A 20,432-nucleotide genomic window follows, 5' to 3' on the forward strand; every position below is an offset into this window, starting at 1 on the left:
TCGATGAGCGTTTCGCTGTTGCGGGTGCAAAAGTAGAACCTTTTTCCGCTTTTCCAAGCTTTTTTGTCCGCTTTTTTTAATCTTTTTTCAATCTTTTTCTTAACTGTCTCATAACACACCCTTTACAGATCACAGTTTTTTCAGAATCTGCAGGGTTTTTCCTAATCTCTTTATTGTTTTCATATTTTACGCGGGGTTCCGCTTCCCAATTTTGCGGAGTTTTTAGTCTTCGGCTCTCTTTTTTGCATAATTTTTCAATCTCTAAGCTCTCCTTTTCCAAAAAACCCCTTATCAAAAACAGCCCATTTAGCCCCGATGGGAGCGGAAATCCTTTTTGGGAAGGCCTTCGGCCGCAAAAGATTCCAGCCCATAGCCGCAAACGGCTCCCATTTACCGTTAAAGCTTAAAGCTTCGCGTCTGCCCGGCATCATATTTCATACTTATATTATATACATATAAAAAGCAAACCCGACAGCTTTTAAAAAACTGTCGGATTTGATATTACCATTTTCCTTTTTACTTAATCGAAACGAATTGCTTTTACAGGAGATATTTTGGTTATTATATAAGAGGGGATTAATAGCACCAAAAAACAAACACCAACAGTAAGCAGGTTTAATAAGAGTACATAAATCCAATTTAGATAAACAGGAGCTTGATTTACATAATAGTTTTCAGGGTTTAATTGAATTACTCCGAATTGTTGCTGAATCAACAGAATTGAAATCCCTATTAAATTTCCCCAAAATAGCCCTCGCAGAATTAAATAAAAAGCATTATATAAAAATATTTTACGAACTGACCAGTTATTTGCTCCCATCGATTTTAGAATTCCAATCATTTGAGTTCTCTCTAAAATAAGAACTAACAATGCCACTACCATATTAATGGTAGCAACTAGAATCATAACTCCTAGGATGATTACAATATTAAAATCGAACAACTGAAGCCAATCGAAAATATAACTGTATTTTTCTATAATGGTTTTCGTATCCAGATTAGATGATGTTTCTTCGTAGATTTTATTTCCTATTGATTTAATTTCATTAAAATCTTTGACAAAAACCTCAAACGCTCCAACTTCGTTTTCGTTCCATTTATTAATTCTCTGAATATGTCGGATGTCGCCAATAATATATGTTGCATCAAAATCTTGAAATCCTGAATTAAATATGGCTGCGATTTTAAACCGACGACTGTTTGGAAGCTTACCTTGCTCCTCTTTAATAAAAAAAGTATTGAATTGATCTCCGATTTTCAAATTTAAGCGATCAGCAAGAAATCTCGAGATAATAACATCTTCATTCAATGCTTTTGTAAAATCTGGCAATTTACCTTCTACGATATATTCTTTAATATTATTCCAATCGTAATCTGCACCAACTCCTTTGAATATTATTCCTTCAAAAGCATTTTCGGTTCTAATTATTCCCGCTTTGCTAGCTACAGCTTGAATATGACTTACTTCTGGAACTGATTTAAAATTAGGATAGAAATCTTGCTTCTTCGAAATTGGAACTGTTGTAACTTCTGAATTGTTATTATCGTAATTAGAAATTATAATCTGGCCATTAAAAGCAGAAACTTTTTCGCGAATTTTTTTCTGCAAACCAATTCCAGTCGCTACAGAAACCATCATCATGATAATTCCGATTGCGATTGCCGAAATAGCAATTTTTATAATGGGTGCCGATATACTGCTTTTATAATCTTTTGCAGTAATAAGTCTTTTGGCTATGAAATATTCTAAATTCAAATTACGAGTTTTCTTTATGTTGTTTAATTATTCCTTTCCCAAAAATACACCTTAAAAAAGGAAATCAATATATTCTCAGAAACAATTACTTGTTTTTATCTATAATGGCAGTTTCTTTTTCATTTCTTCTACAATATTAAATGCCGCTGGACATATTTCGACATTTTTCAAAGTTAAGTTTGAAATCTGGTAAAATTTGTTTCGATCTGTATGAGGAAACTCCCTACAAGCTTTTGGGCGAACATCATAAATCATACAATAGTTTTCGTTATCCAAAAATGTACATGGAACGCTTTGCAAAACATAATCTTTATCCTCATCAATTCGTAAATACTGATCGATAAACTGTTGCGGCTTTTGTCTAAAATGTTTTGAAATTCGCTCAATATCTGCCAAAGTAAATAATGGTCCTGTTGTTTTACAGCAATTAGCGCACTTTAAGCAATCCGTTCTTTTAAATTCAGCATTGTGCAAATCTTGCATAATATAATCTAAATTTTTAGGTGGCTTCTTTTTAAGCTTATCGAAATACTTTTTATTCTCGTTATGCTTATCTTTGGCTAACTTACTTAAGTTATTTAAAATCTGTTTCAAGTTTACTATTTAAAGTTGATTTGCAAAATTAAACAACTTTGAACTTGAAACCTTAAACTTTGAACTAAAACAATGAAAGATCTTTTTGGGAAGGCGATATTTGATTTTTACACCAAAAATTCACCTGAAGACATTATCACCGAAACTTCAATCTCTGAAGAAGACGAAATGAGTGTTGAATATCTTTTCCGCACTTATAACGAAATGCCTAAAATTGAGCAAAAAGCTTTACAATTGGCTAAAGGAAAAATATTAGATGTAGGATGTGGCGCGGGAAGCCATGCTTTATCGCTACAAAATGAACGCAATTTAGAAGTAACCGCTATTGATATTTCAAAAAAAGCAATTGAAACCTGTCGCCTTAGAGGAATAAAAAATGCTAAAGTTGAAAATGTTTTAGATTTTGAAGGAGAAAAATTTGACACGATCCTGCTCTTAATGAATGGCACAGGTATTTTTGGCCAGTTAAAAAACTGCAACAAATACTTATCTAAATTAAAATCTCTTTTAAATCCTGGCGGACAAATTTTAATTGACAGCTCCGACATCATTTATATGTTTGATGAAGATGAAGACGGCGGCAAATGGATTCCGTCTGAGAACGATTATTACGGTGAATTAGTTTTTAATATTAGTTACAAAGGAGAGAAGGAAGAATCTTTTGACTGGTTGTATTTGGATTATAATACGCTTCAAAATGCAGCAATTGCTAATGGTTTAAATTGTGAACTAGTCCTTGAAGGTGAACATTATGATTATTTAGCTAAACTTTCAATTTAAAACAAACCATAAAAAACCATGAAAGAATTAGATTTAGAGAAGTTAAAATATCCTATTGGAAAATTTATTATCCCTCAAGATTACACAAAAGAATATCTATCTGAAAAAATTAAAGAAATTGAAACTCTTCCAGAAAGATTAGCAAAAGAAACTATTCACTTAACCGACGAACAATTAGACACCCCATATCGTCCTGGCGGTTGGACCGTAAGACAAGTCATTCATCATTGTGCCGAAAGCCACATGAACTGTTACGTCAGAATTAAATGGACATTAACAGAAAATAATCCCGTTATTAAAGCTTATGATGAAGTTCTTTGGTCTGAATTAAACGATAATTTGACAATGCCTATTCAACCAACTCTAGATTTATTAAAGGGACTTCACTTTCGATTGGGCTATATTATGAGAAATTTATCTGAATCTGATTTAGAAAAAACTTTTATACATCCTGCAGATAATTCAGAAAACAAACTCAAAAAAATTATTGGAATGTATGCTTGGCATGGAAATCATCACTTAGCACATATTATAGCTTTAAAAAAACACAAAAACTGGAAGTAATCGAATGTTTACTTTTTACACAGTTGTATACTTATAAAAACAAAAAAATCTCTTCGCGTGAAGAGATTTTTTGTTTTATGGAATATTAAGATATTTATGCGTTTGTAATGAAACTCTCCATTTTGGATTATTCATAACATAATCAACAATCAGTGGAGTCATTTCTTCTTTTTTACTCCATTCTGGTTGCAAGAATAAAATCGCATTATCATTTACTAATTCTGCTTGTTCTTCTGCAAAAATAAAATCGTGTTTGTTATAGATAATCACTTTTAATTCGTGCGCATTATCATATACTGTTTGAGTAGGCAACTTATTCTTTTTTGGCGAAAGACAAATCCAGTCCCAAGTTCCCGACAATGGAAAAGCTCCAGAAGTTTCAATATGTACTTTTAGATTTTTTTCTTTTAAACGTTTTGTCAAAAGCGTCATATCCCAAGATAAAGGCTCTCCACCAGTTACAACAACTGTATCAGCATACTTCGCAGCATTCTCTACAATTAAATCTACACTTGTTGGCGGATGAAGCTCAGCATTCCAGCTTTCTTTTACATCGCACCAATGGCACCCCACATCACATCCTCCAATTCTAATAAAATAAGCAGCTCGTCCTGTATGTGAACCTTCTCCTTGAATGGTATAAAACTCTTCCATCAAAGGAAGCATTGCTCCTTTATTTACTTCTAATTGTATTTCTTTTGGTAACATTTTAATATTTTAAGAGTGCAAAGATAGTCAATAATATACGGAACAAAAAAACCGATAGTTTTTTGAACTATCGGTTTTTATATATTCCTTAAAATCCTCTAATTATTTTAAAGCTTTTATAGATTGTGTAGCATATGAGTTTGCTGGATCTAATACTAAAGTTTTATTGAAATACTCAATAGCTTTAGCTTTATCTGTGTTAGCATAAGCAGCACCAATACCATTGTAAGCCTCAACAAATTTCTTAGCTACAGCTGGTTTAGCTACTTCTTCAGCACCTTTTGCAGAAATTTTAGCAACATACTCTTCATAGTTTTTAATGATCATATCATCTTTGTCTAATAAAGAGTTGATTCTAGCTTTGTACAAGTATGCTTCATCATAACTAGGAGCAGTAGTTAAAATTTTATCAAAAACTGCATCTGCTTTTCCTAAAGCAACAGCATCACGGCTTTCTTTTGGTTTACTAGCATTACCATAGTATAAAGAAATTCCATAATAAACACTGTCATCTAAATAATTTTTAGATTCTGGATTACTTGCTCCAAGTTCAAAAATAGCTGCAGCTTGTGCATACTGTTTTTTTCCGAATAATTCTTTTCCAAAATCTGCAAATTCTTCTACTACTAGAGGCTCTAATTCAACCGCTTTTTTAATATCAGCCAAACCTGAATCAAAAGCTGCTTGATCTACTGTACCATCAGCTGCAGTTCCTTTTTTAATTTTAGCAAGTCCTAAATAATAGTAATCTCTACCAATTACTTTGTTAGATGGAGTATTGATATAATCTTGAAGAGATTTAATCGCTACATCAACATTTCCGTTTTCATATGCTGCATAACCTAAATATCTGAAAATTCTAGGATTTACTTTATCCTGAGCAATCATTTTGTTTGCAACAGTTTCTAATTGTTTGTAATCTTTAACCAAAATCAAGAAATCTGCATGACGCATTTTAGAATCAAGAGAGTAATCTGTCAAACTTAAATACTTCTCATAGTTTGTAATTGCATTTTGCAAGTTAACTTTAGCTGTAGAAGGTTTGTTTCTTGCCCATTTGTAATATGTTTCAGCAAGCTCTCTATAAACTGGTCCGTAGTTTGCATCTAGAGCGATAACCTCATTAAAAGATTTAATTGCTTCATCATAAGATTTAGCACCTTTTAATAAAACTCCTAATTGCATTTTTGCTCTCAATAAAGTATTATCAGCTGTAAAAGCATCACGATAAGCTTTGTAAGCATCATTTTGATTGTTTGCTCCATAGTAAGCATCTCCAATAGCCAATAATGCTTGTGCATTTTGAGGATCAACTAATAAAGCTCTTTTTAAAATATCAGTTGCGCTTTTATAGTCTGGATTATCAGAATTCATGTAAGCTCTAGCAATGTAAATAAATTCATTTACATCCTTTTTCTTCATGTCTTTAGTCGCTAAAGTAAAATTAGCTTGAGCTGCAGCTGTGTTTTTAGCATCAAGATCTAATTGACCCAAACCAATATAGCTTAAGTTTTTCTTGTCTGAAGCTTGTAATCCATTATTGTAATAGATTTTTGCAGAATCGATAACAGATTGATTCAAATAAACATTTCCTAAAACAAAATTTGCTTCACCGTCTGAAGGTTTAGCTTTGATGATTGATTTAAGGATAGTTTTTGCCTTATCAAATTGTTCAGCATCGATTGCCTTCTTTGCTTGGTTGATATCCTGCGCTTTAGTTGCCGTAGCCGACACAACTAATGCAAGACTAAAAATTTTAAATTTATTCATCTTTATTGTAATTAATTTATTCTTTATCTTTTATAATTTCACTTCTAATTTTCAGTTTTCGTCCTGGAGTTTTGTATGGCAACAATCCTGATTTCAAAACTATGCGTTGTCCAATATCTCCAGCAATGAATGAAGCAAAGCCCATTCCTAATCCAGAATAACCTTGACAATTGATAATAAACAAATCACGTGCCAAAGGATATTTCCCTATTTCTAAGTCGTTTTGAGTAGGACTATAATATTCATTACTATCCAAACCTTTAACATAAAGGACATTTATTTTATTAATTGTCTCTTTCATATCAGGTGTTGGTTGATAAAACCAATTAACGCCAATAACACCAATCATACCGTCGTTTTCAGAAACAAATTTGATCACTTCATTATTTGTTTTAAATGAGAAAACACCAGATTTAGGTATTTCATTCACTTTCGCCAATTCTTTCATGTAACGAACCGTGCTTGAATTAGGATTATCGAAAACAAGGCCTTTAATTTTGCCATCCGTTTTACCCTGCATGAAATCAATCACACTTTTCAACGCAATTAATGTATCATTATTGTTTTTATTAGAAATAAAAGCAATAGCGTCATGAGCAAAAGGAGTTACTCTTGGTTTAATTTTGCTTTTGTCAAAGCGAGCAATTTCTTCAGGAGTTAAATCTCGCGTTGTAATTGCAACTTTAGCTTTTTGATTTAATAAATCATTAATTACTTCAGCTTCAGATTTTGGTTTTACTGTAATTTTTGCATCATAGTAAGTACCTTCAAAAACAGCAACCTGATCGTCTACAATTTGCTTTACCGTTTCATCAACCGCAATATCAAGTGATCCTTTTAAAATGGTTTCTTTTTCAGTTTCACTTTTGCTTTTTTGGTTGCACATGGCAAACAAAAAGACAAAAACAACCAAACCTAAAGCCTTACTATATTTCAACATAATTATTCTTCTTTTGAATTAATTAATCTTAAAAATCTTATTCCAGAATATACAATCAGTAATCCACCAAAGGCATATCTATATTTCGGTTCCATATTAAGTGGAAGTTTTTCCCAAAACATAATCATTAAACCGAGTACAAGATATATTAAAAAAAACAGTATTCCTAAAACAAGAAGAAATCGCTCTTTGAGCGATTTCTTCTGAATATTATTAAGCATATCTTTTAACATTATTCTGCAGATTGAATAGTAATAGGAAGAGAGTATAATACCCTAACTTTTTTACCATTTTGCTCGCCGGGAGTCCATTTTGGACATTTTTTAAGAACACGAATTGCTTCTGCTCCTGTACCATAACCGATATCTCTTAAAACTTTAATATCTGTTAATGACCCGTCTTTTTCAACTACAAACGTAACGTAAACTTTACCTTTTAAACCTTCTTCTTCTGGAGTTTTGTAGTTGTTTCCTACGAATTTGTAGAATTTCTCAATACCTCCTGGAAAGTCTGGTTTTACTTCGATACCAGCTGTATTATATACAGTGTTATCTTCTTGTACCACCTCTGCTACTGGTCCTTTTCCAACTGGCTCATCAACAGTTAAAACTGCATCTGGATCTCCTTTGATAGTCTCAGCACCAACTTTTTTGTCTTTTAAATCAACAATTTTTGGTGGGTCTTCAGTTACTTCTTCCGCTTTTGCAACCACAGGTTTAACGAATTTAACCTGATCCACTTTTGGCGGCGGCGGCGGTGGTGGTGGCATGTTAGGCTTAATTTCCTCTTTTTTAGGAGGCAATTTTACCGCAGCCATCTTAACCTCTTTAACCTCTTCTTCTTCTGTTGAGTCTGGTAACAAACTCGCGATAAGAGGAGCAGCAACAGCAGCACTAAAGATAAGAGAACCAATAACAAGTGCTTTCACAGTTGTTTTTCCGTTTGATTTTCTCAGCTCGTATGCTCCATATATCTTATTACGTCCTTCGAATACGATATCAAGCCACTGATTTTTTATAATATCTAATTTCATACTTCTTGATTTTTAAGTCGACAAAATCTAAGATTGCTCTTATTTTTTATCTATCACTTTTGTTTCTTCTGGTGTAAACTCAGGAACAATTGCATACGTCTCAACTCCAGTGATAGCCATTTCGTCCAAGATATCAACCAAATTACGGTAATTTGATTTTTTCGTTGGTTTAATGATCACAATGATTCCGTTTTTAGGTTTCCCTAAAGCAGCAGAATAAGCTAAAACGTTTTTCTTTTGTTTTAACAATTCTCTACGGATTCCATCTTTACCATATGCAATATCTTTTGGCCCCACTTTTGGTGATGCCAATAACCCCATATAGTAAACCATTTTGTTATCGCCTCCTAACATTACTGTCATTGTTCGATTTTCATCTACCTTTGTATCTTCTACTGGCTTATCATCTGGCTCTTTATTCGGCAATGATAAATCCATCGATTGAGGTTTTGACAACGAAGTAGTTAACATAAAGAATGTAATCAATAAGAATGCCAAATCCACCATCGCTGTTAAATCGACTTTCGAATTCTGCTTTTTACTTCTTACTTTACCACCTTTACCACCACCGCCGTCGCCGGTATTTAATTCAGCCATCTTAGTGTATATTTTTTAATTAAAAGTCTCTTCCTCTTTTACCTGTAACTAAGTTAAAGGAATTGATTTTCTGATCTTGCAAAATATCCATAATTTTTCTAATTCTTGGATATTCTTCTTTAGCATCTCCTTTAATCGCAATCTGCAATTCTTTGTCATCCAAATCAATTGTAGCTCTTCTAGAGATTAGAAGCCATTCTTTTAATTGATTATCTAATGAATCCAAAGGAATTCCAGGCTGGTTTGCTTTGGTTCTATCCGCCGCTTTCATATCAATGATTTGCTTTAAACCTGTAATTGGCACACCAAAATCGTCCATAAGAGCAAATTTGGTTTTATCTTCTTCTGAAAATTCAATACCATATTTTGCACCCATTCCTTCAAGAGTTCTTTTACGAACTTCTCTTCCTTTGATGTCAAAAAAGACTTTCCCTTTTCCTATTGTAATAATAGCCAAATCAGTATCTGGCAGTTTACTTATTGCAACAGAAGCAGGCATATCTACAGGTAATGCCTCTGGCACTTTAGCAGTAGCGGTTAAGATAAAGAACGTAAGCAAAAGGAACGCTACGTCACACATCGCAGTCATATCTGTCGATGTAGACTTCTTTTTCATTTTAATTTTAGCCATTATCTTTTATTTTATTTTTTTGATAAAAAATCAAAAATTAATTATTGTCTTAAACTTCCTCTGAATTTTCTGTAAGTATTCACGATTGTAGTACCAGCCTCATCGATAGAGTAAGTTAAATCGTCAATTTTAGCAGTAAAGAAGTTGTAAGAGATAATTGCTAAGATAGAAGTAGAGATACCTGTTGCAGTGTTGATAAGTGCCTCAGAAATACCTGTTGCAAGAGCAGCTTGGTCAGGAGTACCAGCAGAAGCTAACGCACCAAACGCTTTAATCATACCAGATACAGTTCCTAATAATCCTCCTAATGTACCTAAAGATACTAAAGTAGAGATAATAGTCATGTTTTTCTCTAACATTGGCATTTCTAATGAAGTTGCCTCTTCAATTTCTTTGTGGATTACTTCTGAAGCTTCTTCGCTGTTGAATCCTTCTTTTTTAACATCTTGGTATTTTACTAAAGCTGATTTAATTGCGTTTGCAACTGAACCTTGTTGTTTGTCGCAAGAAGCAATAGCAGCTTCGATGTTTCCTTCTTTAATACTACCTTGAACGCTTTTCATGAATTTGTCAAGGTTAGTTTTTCCTGCAGCTTTACCGATAACAATAAATCTTTCAATAGAAAAAACAACAACCATTAAAAACATACCTAATAATACTGGTACGATGAAACCTCCTTTATATACTTGTCCTAATGTATTGATTGGATGTCCTGTTTCTGGATTACCTCCTTCGAAGTTCGCAGAATCCCCCATGATTACTTTCCAAATAAACACCCCTACTAAGATACACGCTACAATAATGATTCCAGTGATCATTCCTCCGCCATTTGAAGTGCTTTCTTTTTTAACTTTAACGTTTGCCATTTTTTTTAATTTTAATAGTTTTAAATAATTTTTATTTTTTAGTTATATTTAACTTGTAGAGGAGCAAATTTATACGTTTAGTTTAAATAAAAAAACTTTTTTTAATTTAATTGACCGAAATTTAACTTCAAATTAAAAAATATCTCATTAAATTGCCATCATCATTTTTTAGATAAAACAAAAAAAAGGACGATAATTAGAAAAATTACAACGTTTTAGTAAATATTCAAAGATTCCTTTGATATCTTCTTAAAAAGCTGCGAATTTTTTTTTTATTAAATTTTCAATCAAAAAAAGCTTTTTCTTACTAAAAAAAACCACATAAAAAGTGCCCAAAAACAAAGCAATACTCATATAACAATCTAAATTACAAATAAAAACATGAATAAAAAAGAGAATTTTATTGCTGATATAAATACGGGGTATTCCTCGAAGGGAGACAGCATTATACTTGGAGGCGCAATGCTTGATGGTGAGCCAATTGCAGAAGCTCATGTCAAAATTCCGCTGAAAACTTTAAATCGTCATGGATTAATTGCGGGTGCAACTGGAACAGGAAAAACCAAAACAATTCAGGTTTTTTCGGAGCAACTTTCTAATGCTGGAATTCCTGTTTTAATGATGGATATTAAGGGTGATTTTAGTGGTATAGCCAAAGAAGGTAAAGAAGAAGGTTTTATTACAGAACGTCATGCCAAAATAAATATACCTTATAATGTAGCTGCATTTCCCGTTGAATTAATGTCTTTATCTAAACAGAATGGAGTTCGTCTGCGTGCAACGGTTTCTGAGTTTGGACCAGTTCTTTTTTCGCGAATTCTAGATTTAAACGATACACAAGCTGGAGTTGTTGCAGTTATTTTCAAATATTGCGACGATACTCAAATGCCTTTATTAGACTTAAAAGATATTAAGAAAGTAATTAATTATATTACTGAGGAAGGTAAAGATGAAATTGCTGCCAGTTATGGAAAAATTTCAACTGCTACAACAGGCACAATTCTTAGAAAAATTATAGAATTGGAACAACAAGGTGGAGATTTGTTTTTTGGCGAATTGTCTTTTGAAACCGACGATTTAATGCGAATTGATGAAAATGGGAAAGGTTATGTTAATATCATACGTCTAACAGATATTCAAGATAAACCAAAATTGTTCTCGACTTTTATGTTAAGTCTTTTGGCTGAAATTTACCAGAAAATGCCTGAAAAAGGAGATGCTGGCCAACCCGAATTGGTTATCTTTATTGACGAAGCGCATTTAATTTTTAATGAAGCTAGTAAAGCGCTTTTGGAGCAAATAGAAACAATAGTAAAATTAATTCGTTCTAAAGGTGTTGGACTTTATTTTGTTACTCAAAACCCTATGGATGTACCTAGTGGAGTCTTGGCTCAATTAGGATTAAAAATTCAGCACGCGTTGAGAGCCTTTACAGCAAACGATCGTCAGGCAATTAAAAAAACAGCGGATAACTATCCTACTTCTCCTTATTATAAGACTGATGAATTATTAACGAGTTTAGGAATTGGAGAAGCTTTGGTAACTGCTCTTAATGAAAAAGGTATACCAACTCCTCTTGTGGCCACAATGATGCGTGCGCCAATGAGCCGAATGGATGTTTTGTCTGCTGAAGAAATTGACGAGATAAACGGTAAATCGAAATTAGTAAAGAAATACGCTGAAGAAATTGACCGCGAAAGTGCTTTTGAAATTTTAAACAAGAAGCTGGCACAAGCTTCTGAAGCTGCAGCAAAACAAGAAGAGCAAGCTCCTGCGAAATCATCAAAAGCAGAACCAAGCACTACAGAGGTCGTTACCAAATCTGTTTTGAAAGTGGTAACAAGCGCTACCTTTATAAGAGGTGTTTTTGGAGTTTTATCAAAATTCTTAAAAAAGTAAAAAATAAACCCGACAGGTTTTAAAATCTGTCGGGTTTTCTTTATGACAAAGGTTAATTTTACTTATTCAAATACGGACTAGAAAAAACTTAAGCCTGTTCTAATAAAGCGAGAATTTTATTTTCTACTTCAGGACCGTTCCAAATATTTTCGATATTCTCCATTCGAAGGACTTCTTCCATAATTCCGTTTTGATAATCTCCGATTGCTAAAGCTTCGGCATACGGACGATCGCTGAAAGTAACTCGACTGTAAAGCGGAATCCATTTGTCTGGATGCTTGTCTGAAAAGATTTTCTCAATTTTCTTTTGCAACAAGAATTTTTCATCTGCCGTTTTGGTACTCATTTCTAAGAAATTTCGATACGAAAGCTCTGCAATTGCATCTGCGTTTGGTTTTCTTGAGATCTGATATTCAGCAAATATTTTCTTCCAATCATCTTGGTACTTTTCAATCATTTCGTTTAAAACGGTAATATCTTCAAAACCTGCATTCATTCCTTGTCCGTAAAATGGAACTATGGCATGGCAAGCGTCTCCAATCAAAGCAACTTTGTTTTCGTAAGTCCACGGAAAGCACTTCATCGTAACTAGAGTACTTGTTGGGTTTTTAAAGAAATCATTTGCCAATTCTGGAATAACTTCAATAGAATCTGGAAAATTTTTCTCGAAGAAATCTTCGACCATCTTGCGGTCTGTTAACGATTCAAAAGAGTTTTCTCCTTCAAAAGGCATAAATAAAGTACAGGTAAAACTTCCGTCAAGATTAGGAAGCGCAATTAACATGTACTCGCCTCTGGGCCAAATATGAAATGAATTTTTATCTAATTTATGTGTTCCGTCTGGATTTGCTGGAATATTCAATTCTTTATATCCCATATTCAAAAATTCTTGAGAATAATTGAACATGCTCTGGCGCTGCATTCTGTGGCGAATTCTAGAGAAAGCTCCATCGGCACCAAAAACCATATCAAACTTTCTTTCTTCCCACTCTCCTCTTTCGCTTTCTCCAATATGAAGTGTGGCATCGTTCAAAGTAACGTCCCAAACTTTTTGTTCAAAATGGAATTCAGCTCCAGCTTCTTCAGCAAGATCGATCATTTTTCTGTTTAATTTTCCTCTTGAAATAGAATAAATAGATTCGCCTTCCTGACCGTAATTCTGAAAGTTCAGTTTATCTACCAAATGTATGGCACGTTTATCCATCGGAATCGCGATTTCTCGAACCGCATCGCCAACACCTACTGCATCTAAAGCTTTCCAGCCACGATTAGACATTGCTAAATTAATAGAACGTCCAGAAAAATTTATTTTTCGAATATCGGGACTACGATCATAAACATGAACAGAGTGACCCGCTTTTTTAAGATAAATTGCCAGAAGCGACCCTACAAGTCCAGAACCAACAACAGCAATTTTTAATGAAGTTTGCATCGAGGAAAATCTAATATTGGGTCGTAAAAATAACTAATAATAATACATGAGCCGTAAAATAAATGAACAAATTGTTCGCAAATAGTGATTTGAAAAGGCTATTTCAGTTTTCTTGATTTTAAAAATATAACAAATTGTTATTTTATTTAGTTTATTTGAAAAAATTAAACAACTAATTTCGTTTTCTATCTAATTCATTCAATAAAAACAAAATTCATGAACAGCGAAATTTTACAATCAGAGATTATTTTAGAAAATGAAAAAGCTCTTTTAATTCCTTTTGAAAGTGAAAGAAATATAGAACTCAAGAAAATCATTTTTGATGATGCTATCTGGAAATATATGGGAATGTATCTTCGAAACGATCAAGATTTTGAAAACTATATTTCAAGTACATTAAAACAAAAAGCGGACGGAATTTGTTATCCTTTTTTAATTATTGATAAAGCTACAGGCAAAGTTGCAGGAAGCACACGATACGGTTATTTAAATCACGCGAGCCAAAAATGCGAAATTGGTTGGACTTGGTACGGAAAAGAGTTTCAAGGAACGGGCTTAAATCAAGCGTGTAAATTTGAACTGCTGAATTTTGGCTTCGAACAAATTCAATTTAGGAGAATTCAGTTTAGCGCAGATCTAGAGAATAAAAGATCACAGAAAGCTATTGAAAAATTGGGAGCTGTGAAAGAAGGAATTTTCAGAAATAATTATGTTGACTCTGAAGGAAAAAGTAAAGATGACGTTTATTTTAGTATTATATTGGAGGAATGGGCGAAAACTAAAGAAGACAATTTCTCCCACTTTATCTAAAAAAACAGGAGCCGACTTTTAAAGTCGGCTCCTGTTTTTGAATTAATTTATCTTTTAAAAATAGATTACTTTACTTCTTCAAAATCTCCTGGTTTCCAACTTCCATCAAAAGCGGCTTTTTCTGGTCCATAAATACGTATGTAAACAAACCAACCTTTATTTGGAATTGTTTTTATCCATTGTCCTTCTTTGCCTGCAGGTGCTTTTGGTCCAAAATACAAATCAACTGTTTTGCCTCCTATTTTATCTTTAAGCTCAAACATAGAACGAAGTGCTGCTTTATTTTGGTCTGTAGCAATCTGGCTTCTCGTTTCGGCATCATAAACTGTAGCAGACCAGAAAAGTTTTGCTGGTACAGGTGTAGGAAGTGTAAGTTTATAGGTCTTACTTCCATCAACATATTTTCCTGTATTGTCTTTCAATCCTAACCAATATAAAGATCCTGAACCTTCCTGACGTCTAAACATAGCTGGAGAAGCACCAATTGCCTGGTAGAACCAAGTTTCTCTCGCATCTATATCAACATAATTCTCGGTATTAAAATCTCCATTTTCAGGGCGAAGCCCAACCCATTCCCATTGGCGATCTTTCCAAACTATACGATCTGGACGACGATCGGCAAACGATTGCACACGCATTTGAGCATTAGCAATTTTTGCTGCTTTTGAAAGTATACTTTTCATACGCTCATCTGGCGTAAAAGGCTTTCCTTTTGCAATTCCAAGCACTGCCAATTCTCCATAATAATTGCGATATCCATCATAAGATGGTTCACGATCGATAATTTCTTTTAAAACTTCCCAATACTTAAAAGTGGTCTCATATTTTAACGGTGTACTATTTTGCGGTTTGTCAGTCAATTGAAGCCATTTTGGTTCTTTCCAATCAGAAGTTTTATTGAACGGATAAACTTTTACTGTTGTTAAGCGTTCTAAAGCTCCTTTTACATCTCCACCAACAGGAAGCGAACGCACACCAACAGTTAGATTATCAGATGAAGCATGCCAAATATAATATCCAGATGATGGAATTGGCCCTTTATAACCAAATGGAAGAATTAAGTGCTTGCCTCCTTTTCCTGCATCTGGCCCCGGAATTCCCATATCGGCAACCCAACGCTGATTAACATCCATGGCAACAACAATAAGCGGACCTGTAGGAATATCGACAACCATAGGACCTTTGGATAAATCTAAAACTACTGGTGCATAAGGTGTATCTGAATTTAATGTATACCCTATTTGACCTGGTTTTGTATCTAATGTTCCAAAAACGGAATTGGCCTTTACTCCTATTTCAAGATTTCCTAGACCAATTGCTGCGCCCGAAACGGTTGGATAGAAAAATTTATAGGTTTGAATCGCACGATTAAGATCGGCATCATCGTATGCTTTTTGTATAGTTGCCTCTGTTGGATATCCACCAACAAACTCATAGCCGTCTACACTTGAAGAATCTGCAGAAACGCTTTCATTATTTACTTTGATTTCTTTCTTGCAGGCCGTTGCAAGAAGAAATAATGAAAACAAACAAGGAATGATTTTTTTCATAATAATTAGATTTAAACTTGAATTAGGGATAAAATACCAATCAAATTTAAATCTAGTTCATACAAAATTAGCCACTTGCCATCTTCAAATAGGTTTCAAGTTATAAAATGAAACCTGTTTTTTTATGGGTATTCATTTTTGCATCATTCTCTTTTTAACCTAAATTTGAAATCAAATTGACAAATCAATCTAAAAAAAAATGCAGCTATATTCAGAACATTATGTAACCGTAAAAGCGGAACGGTTTGTCAATAAAGTTTGGTGTCTCGATAATAGCGTCGGCGAAAGCCTAATCGAAAACAAACTTGTTCTGCCAAATGGCTGTTTTAATCTAGCTCTTATAACTGGAAATTCTATTGAAGTTCATACCAGTAAAGCCAAATATCAAATGAACGAAGGTGTTTACTTTTGTTCGCAAATGACTAATAAAGTTTTGGTCAATATACAGCAGAAAACTAAAGTTACCATTATTCAGCTTCACACTTGGGCGCTTTCAATGTTTCCAAAATACGATTTAAGCAATTTTACAGACTCAATTATTAAAATTGATGCTGCAGAACTTCCTTTTAAAATTCAGACCAATTCTAACATCGAAATTGTATTAAATACAATAAATACCTACTTTGAAACTTTGTCTGATTTAAATTCAGAAAAAAATACCATTGAAAAAATTTGCGAGATAATACGACTTCGTGAAGATGAAATTTCAGTTTCTGAAATCAGTACAGCATTAAAATCTTCACAACGATTGCTTCAGATTAAGTTTAAAACTGCAACCGGATTAACGATTAAAAAATACATTCAGATTTTGAAATTTAGAAAATCGGTGGATCAAATGGTAAATTCGGATTTAGAAAAACTAAAACTGACTGATATTGCGCTTTACAATAAATATTTTGATCAGTCGCATTTTATCAAAAAGTTTAAAGACGTGACTAAAACCACTCCAAAAACTTTCGATCCCGATTCTTATTTTCTTTCTCATAAAAGATAAGTTTTTCGCATTTGTACAATTTTACGAGTTTTGATTGCTTTACTTTTGCTGTATCATCAATCAATATCAATTACAAATGAAAATCAATCAATCTTTTTTTCAATTAAAATATCTTTTAGTTGGAATTTTATTCATCCAAATTCAATTTGGATTTTCTCAGGAAGCTAAAAATTCTGCTTTATACAAAACCATTATGTCAAAAGACAGTCTTCTTTTCAATATTGGTTTTAATACCTGCGATATAAAACAATTTGAAAATCTTTACACAGAAGATTTTGAATTTTATCACGACAAAGACAGCATTTCCGACAAAGCACGATTTTTAAAAACATTTCAAAGCGGAATCTGTTCTCCAACAAGAAAATATAATTATCGAAGAGAATTAATAGACGGAAGTACTGAGATTTATCCTTTATACAAAAACGGCATTTTATACGGTGCGATTCAAATGGGAACGCATCGTTTTTATGAAAGCTCTGCTGGAAATGCAGAACAAGCAGGAAGTTTTGCCAAATTTACTCATCTATGGCTTTTAAAAAATAAAGATTGGAAATTAGCTAGATCGCTTAGTTACAATCATCAAATAACAAGTTCTACCGCTGGCATATCAAATCTTTTTGATAATGATCTGGAAACCGAAAAATGGCTGAAAGAAAATAATGTTCCAGCTTTGGGAATCGGAATTATTGCAGACGGAAAACTAAAACAGGTAAAAGTTTTTGGCGAACTCAAAAAAGGCGTTTCAGCTCCATATAATACAATTTGGAATGTGGCTTCGTTAACCAAACCTGTAACTGCTATAACTGTTTTAAAATTAGTAAGCGCCGGTAAATGGGATTTGGATGAACCGCTTTATAAATATTGGATCGATCCTGATATTGCGAAAGATCCTAATTTAAAATTACTAACCACGAGAATTGTTTTGAGCCATCAAACGGGTTTTCCTAACTGGAGGTCTTTTAATGAGTCTAAAAAATTAGATTTCAAATTTAAACCTGGAACTCAATACCAGTATTCTGGAGAAGGATTTGAATATCTGCGAAAAGCGGTAGAGAAAAAATTCCACAAAACATTAGATCAATTGGCTTCAGAATTAGTCTTTGAACCTTTAAATATGACCGATTCTCAATTAATTTGGAATGATAAAATAGATCTTTCGAGATATGCCGTCAATTTTGACAAAAACGGCAATGCTTATGAACCGACAAAAAATAAATCTGCAAACGCAGCAGACGATTTATTGACCACGATTGAAGATTATGGCAGATTTTTATCGAGCGTAATGAATGGTGAAGGGTTAAGTGAAAAAGTTTTTAAGGACATGATTTCGCATCAAGTCCAGACCAAAAAAAACAAATACTTTGGTTTAGGCTTTGAAATTTATGATTTAGGAAATGAAAACTACGCTCTTTCGCATGGTGGTGCCGATCAAGGTGTTCAGACTATTGTTATTTTACTGCCAAAGACGAAACAAGGTTTAATCATTTTTACCAATGTTGATGACGGTTACAAAGTTTACGAAAATATTGTTGTTCATTATCTTGGAGAAAATGGCAGAAAAATAGTCGATATCGAAACAAAATAATTTTCCACTTCAATCAGATATTAACTTTAATCTGAAAACATGCTAAATTTATTTATCCTTCTACTAGTGCTTATAAGTAAAGTTTTGACATCTTAATATTGCTTGAAAATATTTGTTAGTTATGAGCATAGGCCTACTTTTATAGTACTTGGTCTGTGCTCTACTTTTTTTATTCTGAAAAAAAAAATAAAAAATTTAGCTTAATACTGAAACCAAATCGCAAATCATTCGTCTAACATTTTAGAGCCTAAATTTATTTCATGAAAAAAATCGTAATTTCGAGATAACTTTCTGAATATCTTTTAGTTGATCAGTTTCAATCATCAATCAAAAAACGAATCATTCATTAATCTTAAACCATAATCAATCTATTATGAAAAAATCAATCAAGCTTATTGCACTTTTTGTCGCTTTTCAGTTTTCATCCTTTAGCATCTTTGCTCAAGATAAAGCACAGCAAATTGAACAGCTTTTAAACAAATACAACGAATACGGACAATTTAACGGTTCGGCTTTGGTAGCTGAAAACGGAAAAGTAATTTTCAAAAAAGGTTTTGGTTCTGCAAATATGGAATGGAATATTCCGAATCAGCCAGACACCAAATTCAGATTAGGTTCTATCAGTAAACAATTTACGGCACTTTTAATTGTAAAATTGGCCGAAGAAGGAAAAATAAAATTGGATGTTCCTATTACAACTTATCTTCCAGATTATCCAAAAGAAAATGGCAGTAAAATCACGATCCATAATTTGCTGACTCATACTTCTGGAATTCCAAATTATACTAATGCACCAAACTTTTTTAAAGACAAAGCAAAAAATCCTTATACTCCAGAAGCTTTCGTAAAGACATTTTGGGATTTGCCTCTTGAGTTTACACCTGGCGAAAAATTCAATTACAGCAATTCGGGTTATTTCTTGTTAGGTTATATTATCGAAAAAATCACAGGCAAGACATATGAGCAGAACTTACAGGAAACTATTTTCACACCTTTAAAAATGGTTAATTCTGGTTACGATCACAGCGATTTAATTATAAAAAACAGAGCTGCTGGATATGAGAAGGAAGGAAATAAAATTGTGAATGCTGCTTATATCGACATGAGTATTCCGTACGCTGCTGGATCTTTGTATTCTACTGTAGAAGATTTGTATTTGTGGGATCAAGCACTTTATACCAATAAATTGCTTTCTGCAAAAAGTATGGAATCGTTATACAAACCATACATAAAAGCTTGGAATGGTTTTTACGGATACGGATGGTCAACTTATGAAATTCTGAACGGAAATGATAAATTAACCGTTATTGAACACGGAGGTGGCATCAACGGATTTAACACAATCATCTCGCGCATTCCGGCAAATAAAATTCTTATTGTTTTATTGAATAATACTGGTGGAACTCTTTTAGGCGAAATGAATACAGCAATTCGTTCTATTTTGTACAATCAGCCTTTTAATCAGCCGAAAAAATCATTGGCTCTTGATTTATTAGATGTTTACACAGAAAAAGGTGCCGTTGCAGGAACTGATGTTTTTAAAAAGCTAAAAAATGATCCTACTTATGCAATTAAAGAAGGCGACATGAACCGAGTTGGATATCAATTATTGCAAACTGGAAAAAAGAAAGAAGCTATTGAGGTTTTCAAAATCAACGTAGAAGCTTTTCCTAAATCTGGAAATGTTTACGATAGTTTAGGCGAAGCTTATTTAGCAGACGGAGACAAAAAAATGGCAATTGCTAATTATAAGAAATCTGTTGAATTGGACCCAACCAACGAAAGCGGTAAAAAAGTTTTAGAAGAACTTTCTAAAAAATAAACTGAGAATACTTTTATCTAAAAAAAATTCTCAAACAACTCCGATAAAGTAGAATCAAAATCTATTTTATCGGAGTTTTTTGTTACAACTTGGAACACTCA

At 33.1% G+C, this 20,432-nt stretch carries 20 protein-coding genes; 7 read left to right on the forward strand and 13 right to left on the reverse strand.

Annotated elements, in window-relative coordinates; translation table 11 throughout:
• Window positions 1-76: 76 nt before the first annotated feature.
• The 3 genes from AC1Q5Z_RS06865 to AC1Q5Z_RS06875 form a co-directional block, all read right to left on the reverse strand.
• Window positions 77-280 (reverse strand): hypothetical protein, encoded by a 204-nt coding sequence (locus tag AC1Q5Z_RS06865; RefSeq protein WP_492444125.1) that lies wholly within the window; start codon window positions 278-280, stop codon window positions 77-79.
• A gap of 240 nt (window positions 281-520) precedes the next feature.
• Entirely contained in the window at window positions 521-1,756 is a 1,236-nt protein-coding gene (locus tag AC1Q5Z_RS06870; RefSeq protein WP_343590017.1) for an ABC transporter permease, read from the reverse strand.
• Between the two features lie 99 nt (window positions 1,757-1,855).
• On the reverse strand, window positions 1,856-2,350 hold the full coding sequence (locus AC1Q5Z_RS06875) for a YkgJ family cysteine cluster protein (RefSeq protein ID WP_095928213.1): 495 nt from the start codon (window positions 2,348-2,350) through the stop codon (window positions 1,856-1,858).
• A 72-nt stretch (window positions 2,351-2,422) separates the two neighbouring features.
• Here AC1Q5Z_RS06875 and AC1Q5Z_RS06880 point away from each other — a divergent pair, with 72 nt between their 5' ends.
• Both AC1Q5Z_RS06880 and AC1Q5Z_RS06885 read left to right on the forward strand, forming a co-directional pair.
• Window positions 2,423-3,130 carry a class I SAM-dependent methyltransferase gene (locus AC1Q5Z_RS06880; RefSeq protein WP_343590013.1) on the forward strand — a complete coding sequence of 236 codons (708 nt, stop codon included), beginning with the start codon at window positions 2,423-2,425 and terminating at the stop codon, window positions 3,128-3,130.
• A gap of 18 nt (window positions 3,131-3,148) precedes the next feature.
• Entirely contained in the window at window positions 3,149-3,694 is a 546-nt protein-coding gene (locus AC1Q5Z_RS06885; RefSeq protein ID WP_492444126.1) for a YfiT family bacillithiol transferase, read from the forward strand.
• A 75-nt stretch (window positions 3,695-3,769) separates the two neighbouring features.
• Here AC1Q5Z_RS06885 and AC1Q5Z_RS06890 read toward each other — a convergent pair whose 3' ends face one another.
• The 8 genes from AC1Q5Z_RS06890 to AC1Q5Z_RS06925 all read right to left on the reverse strand — a co-directional run bounded on the left by AC1Q5Z_RS06890 (window position 3,770) and on the right by AC1Q5Z_RS06925 (window position 10,239).
• The gene (locus AC1Q5Z_RS06890; RefSeq protein ID WP_198855500.1) at window positions 3,770-4,402 is read right to left on the reverse strand and encodes a 7-carboxy-7-deazaguanine synthase QueE; all 633 of its coding nucleotides are present in this window, start codon (window positions 4,400-4,402) and stop codon (window positions 3,770-3,772) included.
• Between the two features lie 102 nt (window positions 4,403-4,504).
• Window positions 4,505-6,172, reverse strand: a complete 1,668-nt coding sequence (locus AC1Q5Z_RS06895) for a tetratricopeptide repeat protein (RefSeq protein WP_492444127.1) — start codon at window positions 6,170-6,172, stop codon at window positions 4,505-4,507.
• A 16-nt stretch (window positions 6,173-6,188) separates the two neighbouring features.
• A complete protein-coding gene (locus AC1Q5Z_RS06900; protein ID WP_492444128.1) occupies window positions 6,189-7,112 on the reverse strand; it encodes a PstS family phosphate ABC transporter substrate-binding protein in 924 nt (307 codons plus the stop codon).
• A 2-nt stretch (window positions 7,113-7,114) separates the two neighbouring features.
• On the reverse strand, window positions 7,115-7,345 hold the full coding sequence (locus tag AC1Q5Z_RS06905; RefSeq protein WP_111286913.1) for a hypothetical protein: 231 nt from the start codon (window positions 7,343-7,345) through the stop codon (window positions 7,115-7,117).
• Window positions 7,345-8,145: an energy transducer TonB gene (locus AC1Q5Z_RS06910; protein WP_492444129.1), complete on the reverse strand. Its 801-nt coding sequence runs from the start codon at window positions 8,143-8,145 to the stop codon at window positions 7,345-7,347. Before AC1Q5Z_RS06910 ends, AC1Q5Z_RS06905 begins: the two co-directional genes overlap by 1 nt.
• Window positions 8,146-8,184: 39 nt before the next feature.
• Window positions 8,185-8,742 (reverse strand): ExbD/TolR family protein, encoded by a 558-nt coding sequence (locus tag AC1Q5Z_RS06915; protein ID WP_492444130.1) that lies wholly within the window; start codon window positions 8,740-8,742, stop codon window positions 8,185-8,187.
• Between the two features lie 19 nt (window positions 8,743-8,761).
• On the reverse strand, window positions 8,762-9,373 hold the full coding sequence (locus tag AC1Q5Z_RS06920; protein WP_095928222.1) for an ExbD/TolR family protein: 612 nt from the start codon (window positions 9,371-9,373) through the stop codon (window positions 8,762-8,764).
• 41 nt (window positions 9,374-9,414) lie between these two features.
• Complete coding sequence (locus tag AC1Q5Z_RS06925) at window positions 9,415-10,239, reverse strand: MotA/TolQ/ExbB proton channel family protein (RefSeq protein WP_198855496.1); 825 nt, start codon at window positions 10,237-10,239, stop codon at window positions 9,415-9,417.
• Window positions 10,240-10,620: 381 nt separating this feature from the next.
• Between AC1Q5Z_RS06925 and AC1Q5Z_RS06930 the strand changes: the two genes are divergently transcribed.
• Window positions 10,621-12,138: a helicase HerA-like domain-containing protein gene (locus AC1Q5Z_RS06930; RefSeq protein WP_492444131.1), complete on the forward strand. Its 1,518-nt coding sequence runs from the start codon at window positions 10,621-10,623 to the stop codon at window positions 12,136-12,138.
• 88 nt (window positions 12,139-12,226) lie between these two features.
• Here the strand turns inward: AC1Q5Z_RS06930 and AC1Q5Z_RS06935 are convergent, their stop codons facing one another.
• The gene (locus AC1Q5Z_RS06935; RefSeq protein WP_198855494.1) at window positions 12,227-13,570 is read right to left on the reverse strand and encodes an FAD-dependent oxidoreductase; all 1,344 of its coding nucleotides are present in this window, start codon (window positions 13,568-13,570) and stop codon (window positions 12,227-12,229) included.
• Between the two features lie 216 nt (window positions 13,571-13,786).
• On the opposite strand from AC1Q5Z_RS06935, the gene AC1Q5Z_RS06940 reads away from it, so the two are divergent.
• On the forward strand, window positions 13,787-14,380 hold the full coding sequence (locus AC1Q5Z_RS06940) for a GNAT family N-acetyltransferase (protein ID WP_343589228.1): 594 nt from the start codon (window positions 13,787-13,789) through the stop codon (window positions 14,378-14,380).
• Window positions 14,381-14,445: 65 nt separating this feature from the next.
• Here AC1Q5Z_RS06940 and AC1Q5Z_RS06945 read toward each other — a convergent pair whose 3' ends face one another.
• A complete protein-coding gene (locus AC1Q5Z_RS06945) occupies window positions 14,446-15,930 on the reverse strand; it encodes a DUF1254 domain-containing protein (RefSeq protein WP_492444132.1) in 1,485 nt (494 codons plus the stop codon).
• A gap of 199 nt (window positions 15,931-16,129) precedes the next feature.
• Here AC1Q5Z_RS06945 and AC1Q5Z_RS06950 point away from each other — a divergent pair, with 199 nt between their 5' ends.
• The 3 genes from AC1Q5Z_RS06950 (at window position 16,130) to AC1Q5Z_RS06960 (ending at window position 20,331) form a co-directional block, all read left to right on the forward strand.
• Window positions 16,130-16,924 carry a helix-turn-helix domain-containing protein gene (locus tag AC1Q5Z_RS06950; RefSeq protein WP_343589224.1) on the forward strand — a complete coding sequence of 265 codons (795 nt, stop codon included), beginning with the start codon at window positions 16,130-16,132 and terminating at the stop codon, window positions 16,922-16,924.
• A 76-nt stretch (window positions 16,925-17,000) separates the two neighbouring features.
• On the forward strand, window positions 17,001-18,509 hold the full coding sequence (locus tag AC1Q5Z_RS06955) for a serine hydrolase domain-containing protein (RefSeq protein ID WP_492444133.1): 1,509 nt from the start codon (window positions 17,001-17,003) through the stop codon (window positions 18,507-18,509).
• A gap of 373 nt (window positions 18,510-18,882) precedes the next feature.
• The gene (locus AC1Q5Z_RS06960) at window positions 18,883-20,331 is read left to right on the forward strand and encodes a serine hydrolase (protein ID WP_492444134.1); all 1,449 of its coding nucleotides are present in this window, start codon (window positions 18,883-18,885) and stop codon (window positions 20,329-20,331) included.
• Window positions 20,332-20,432 lie beyond the last annotated feature (101 nt).

It is taken from the genome of Flavobacterium sp. GW823-FHT06G12 (genome assembly GCF_058794775.1).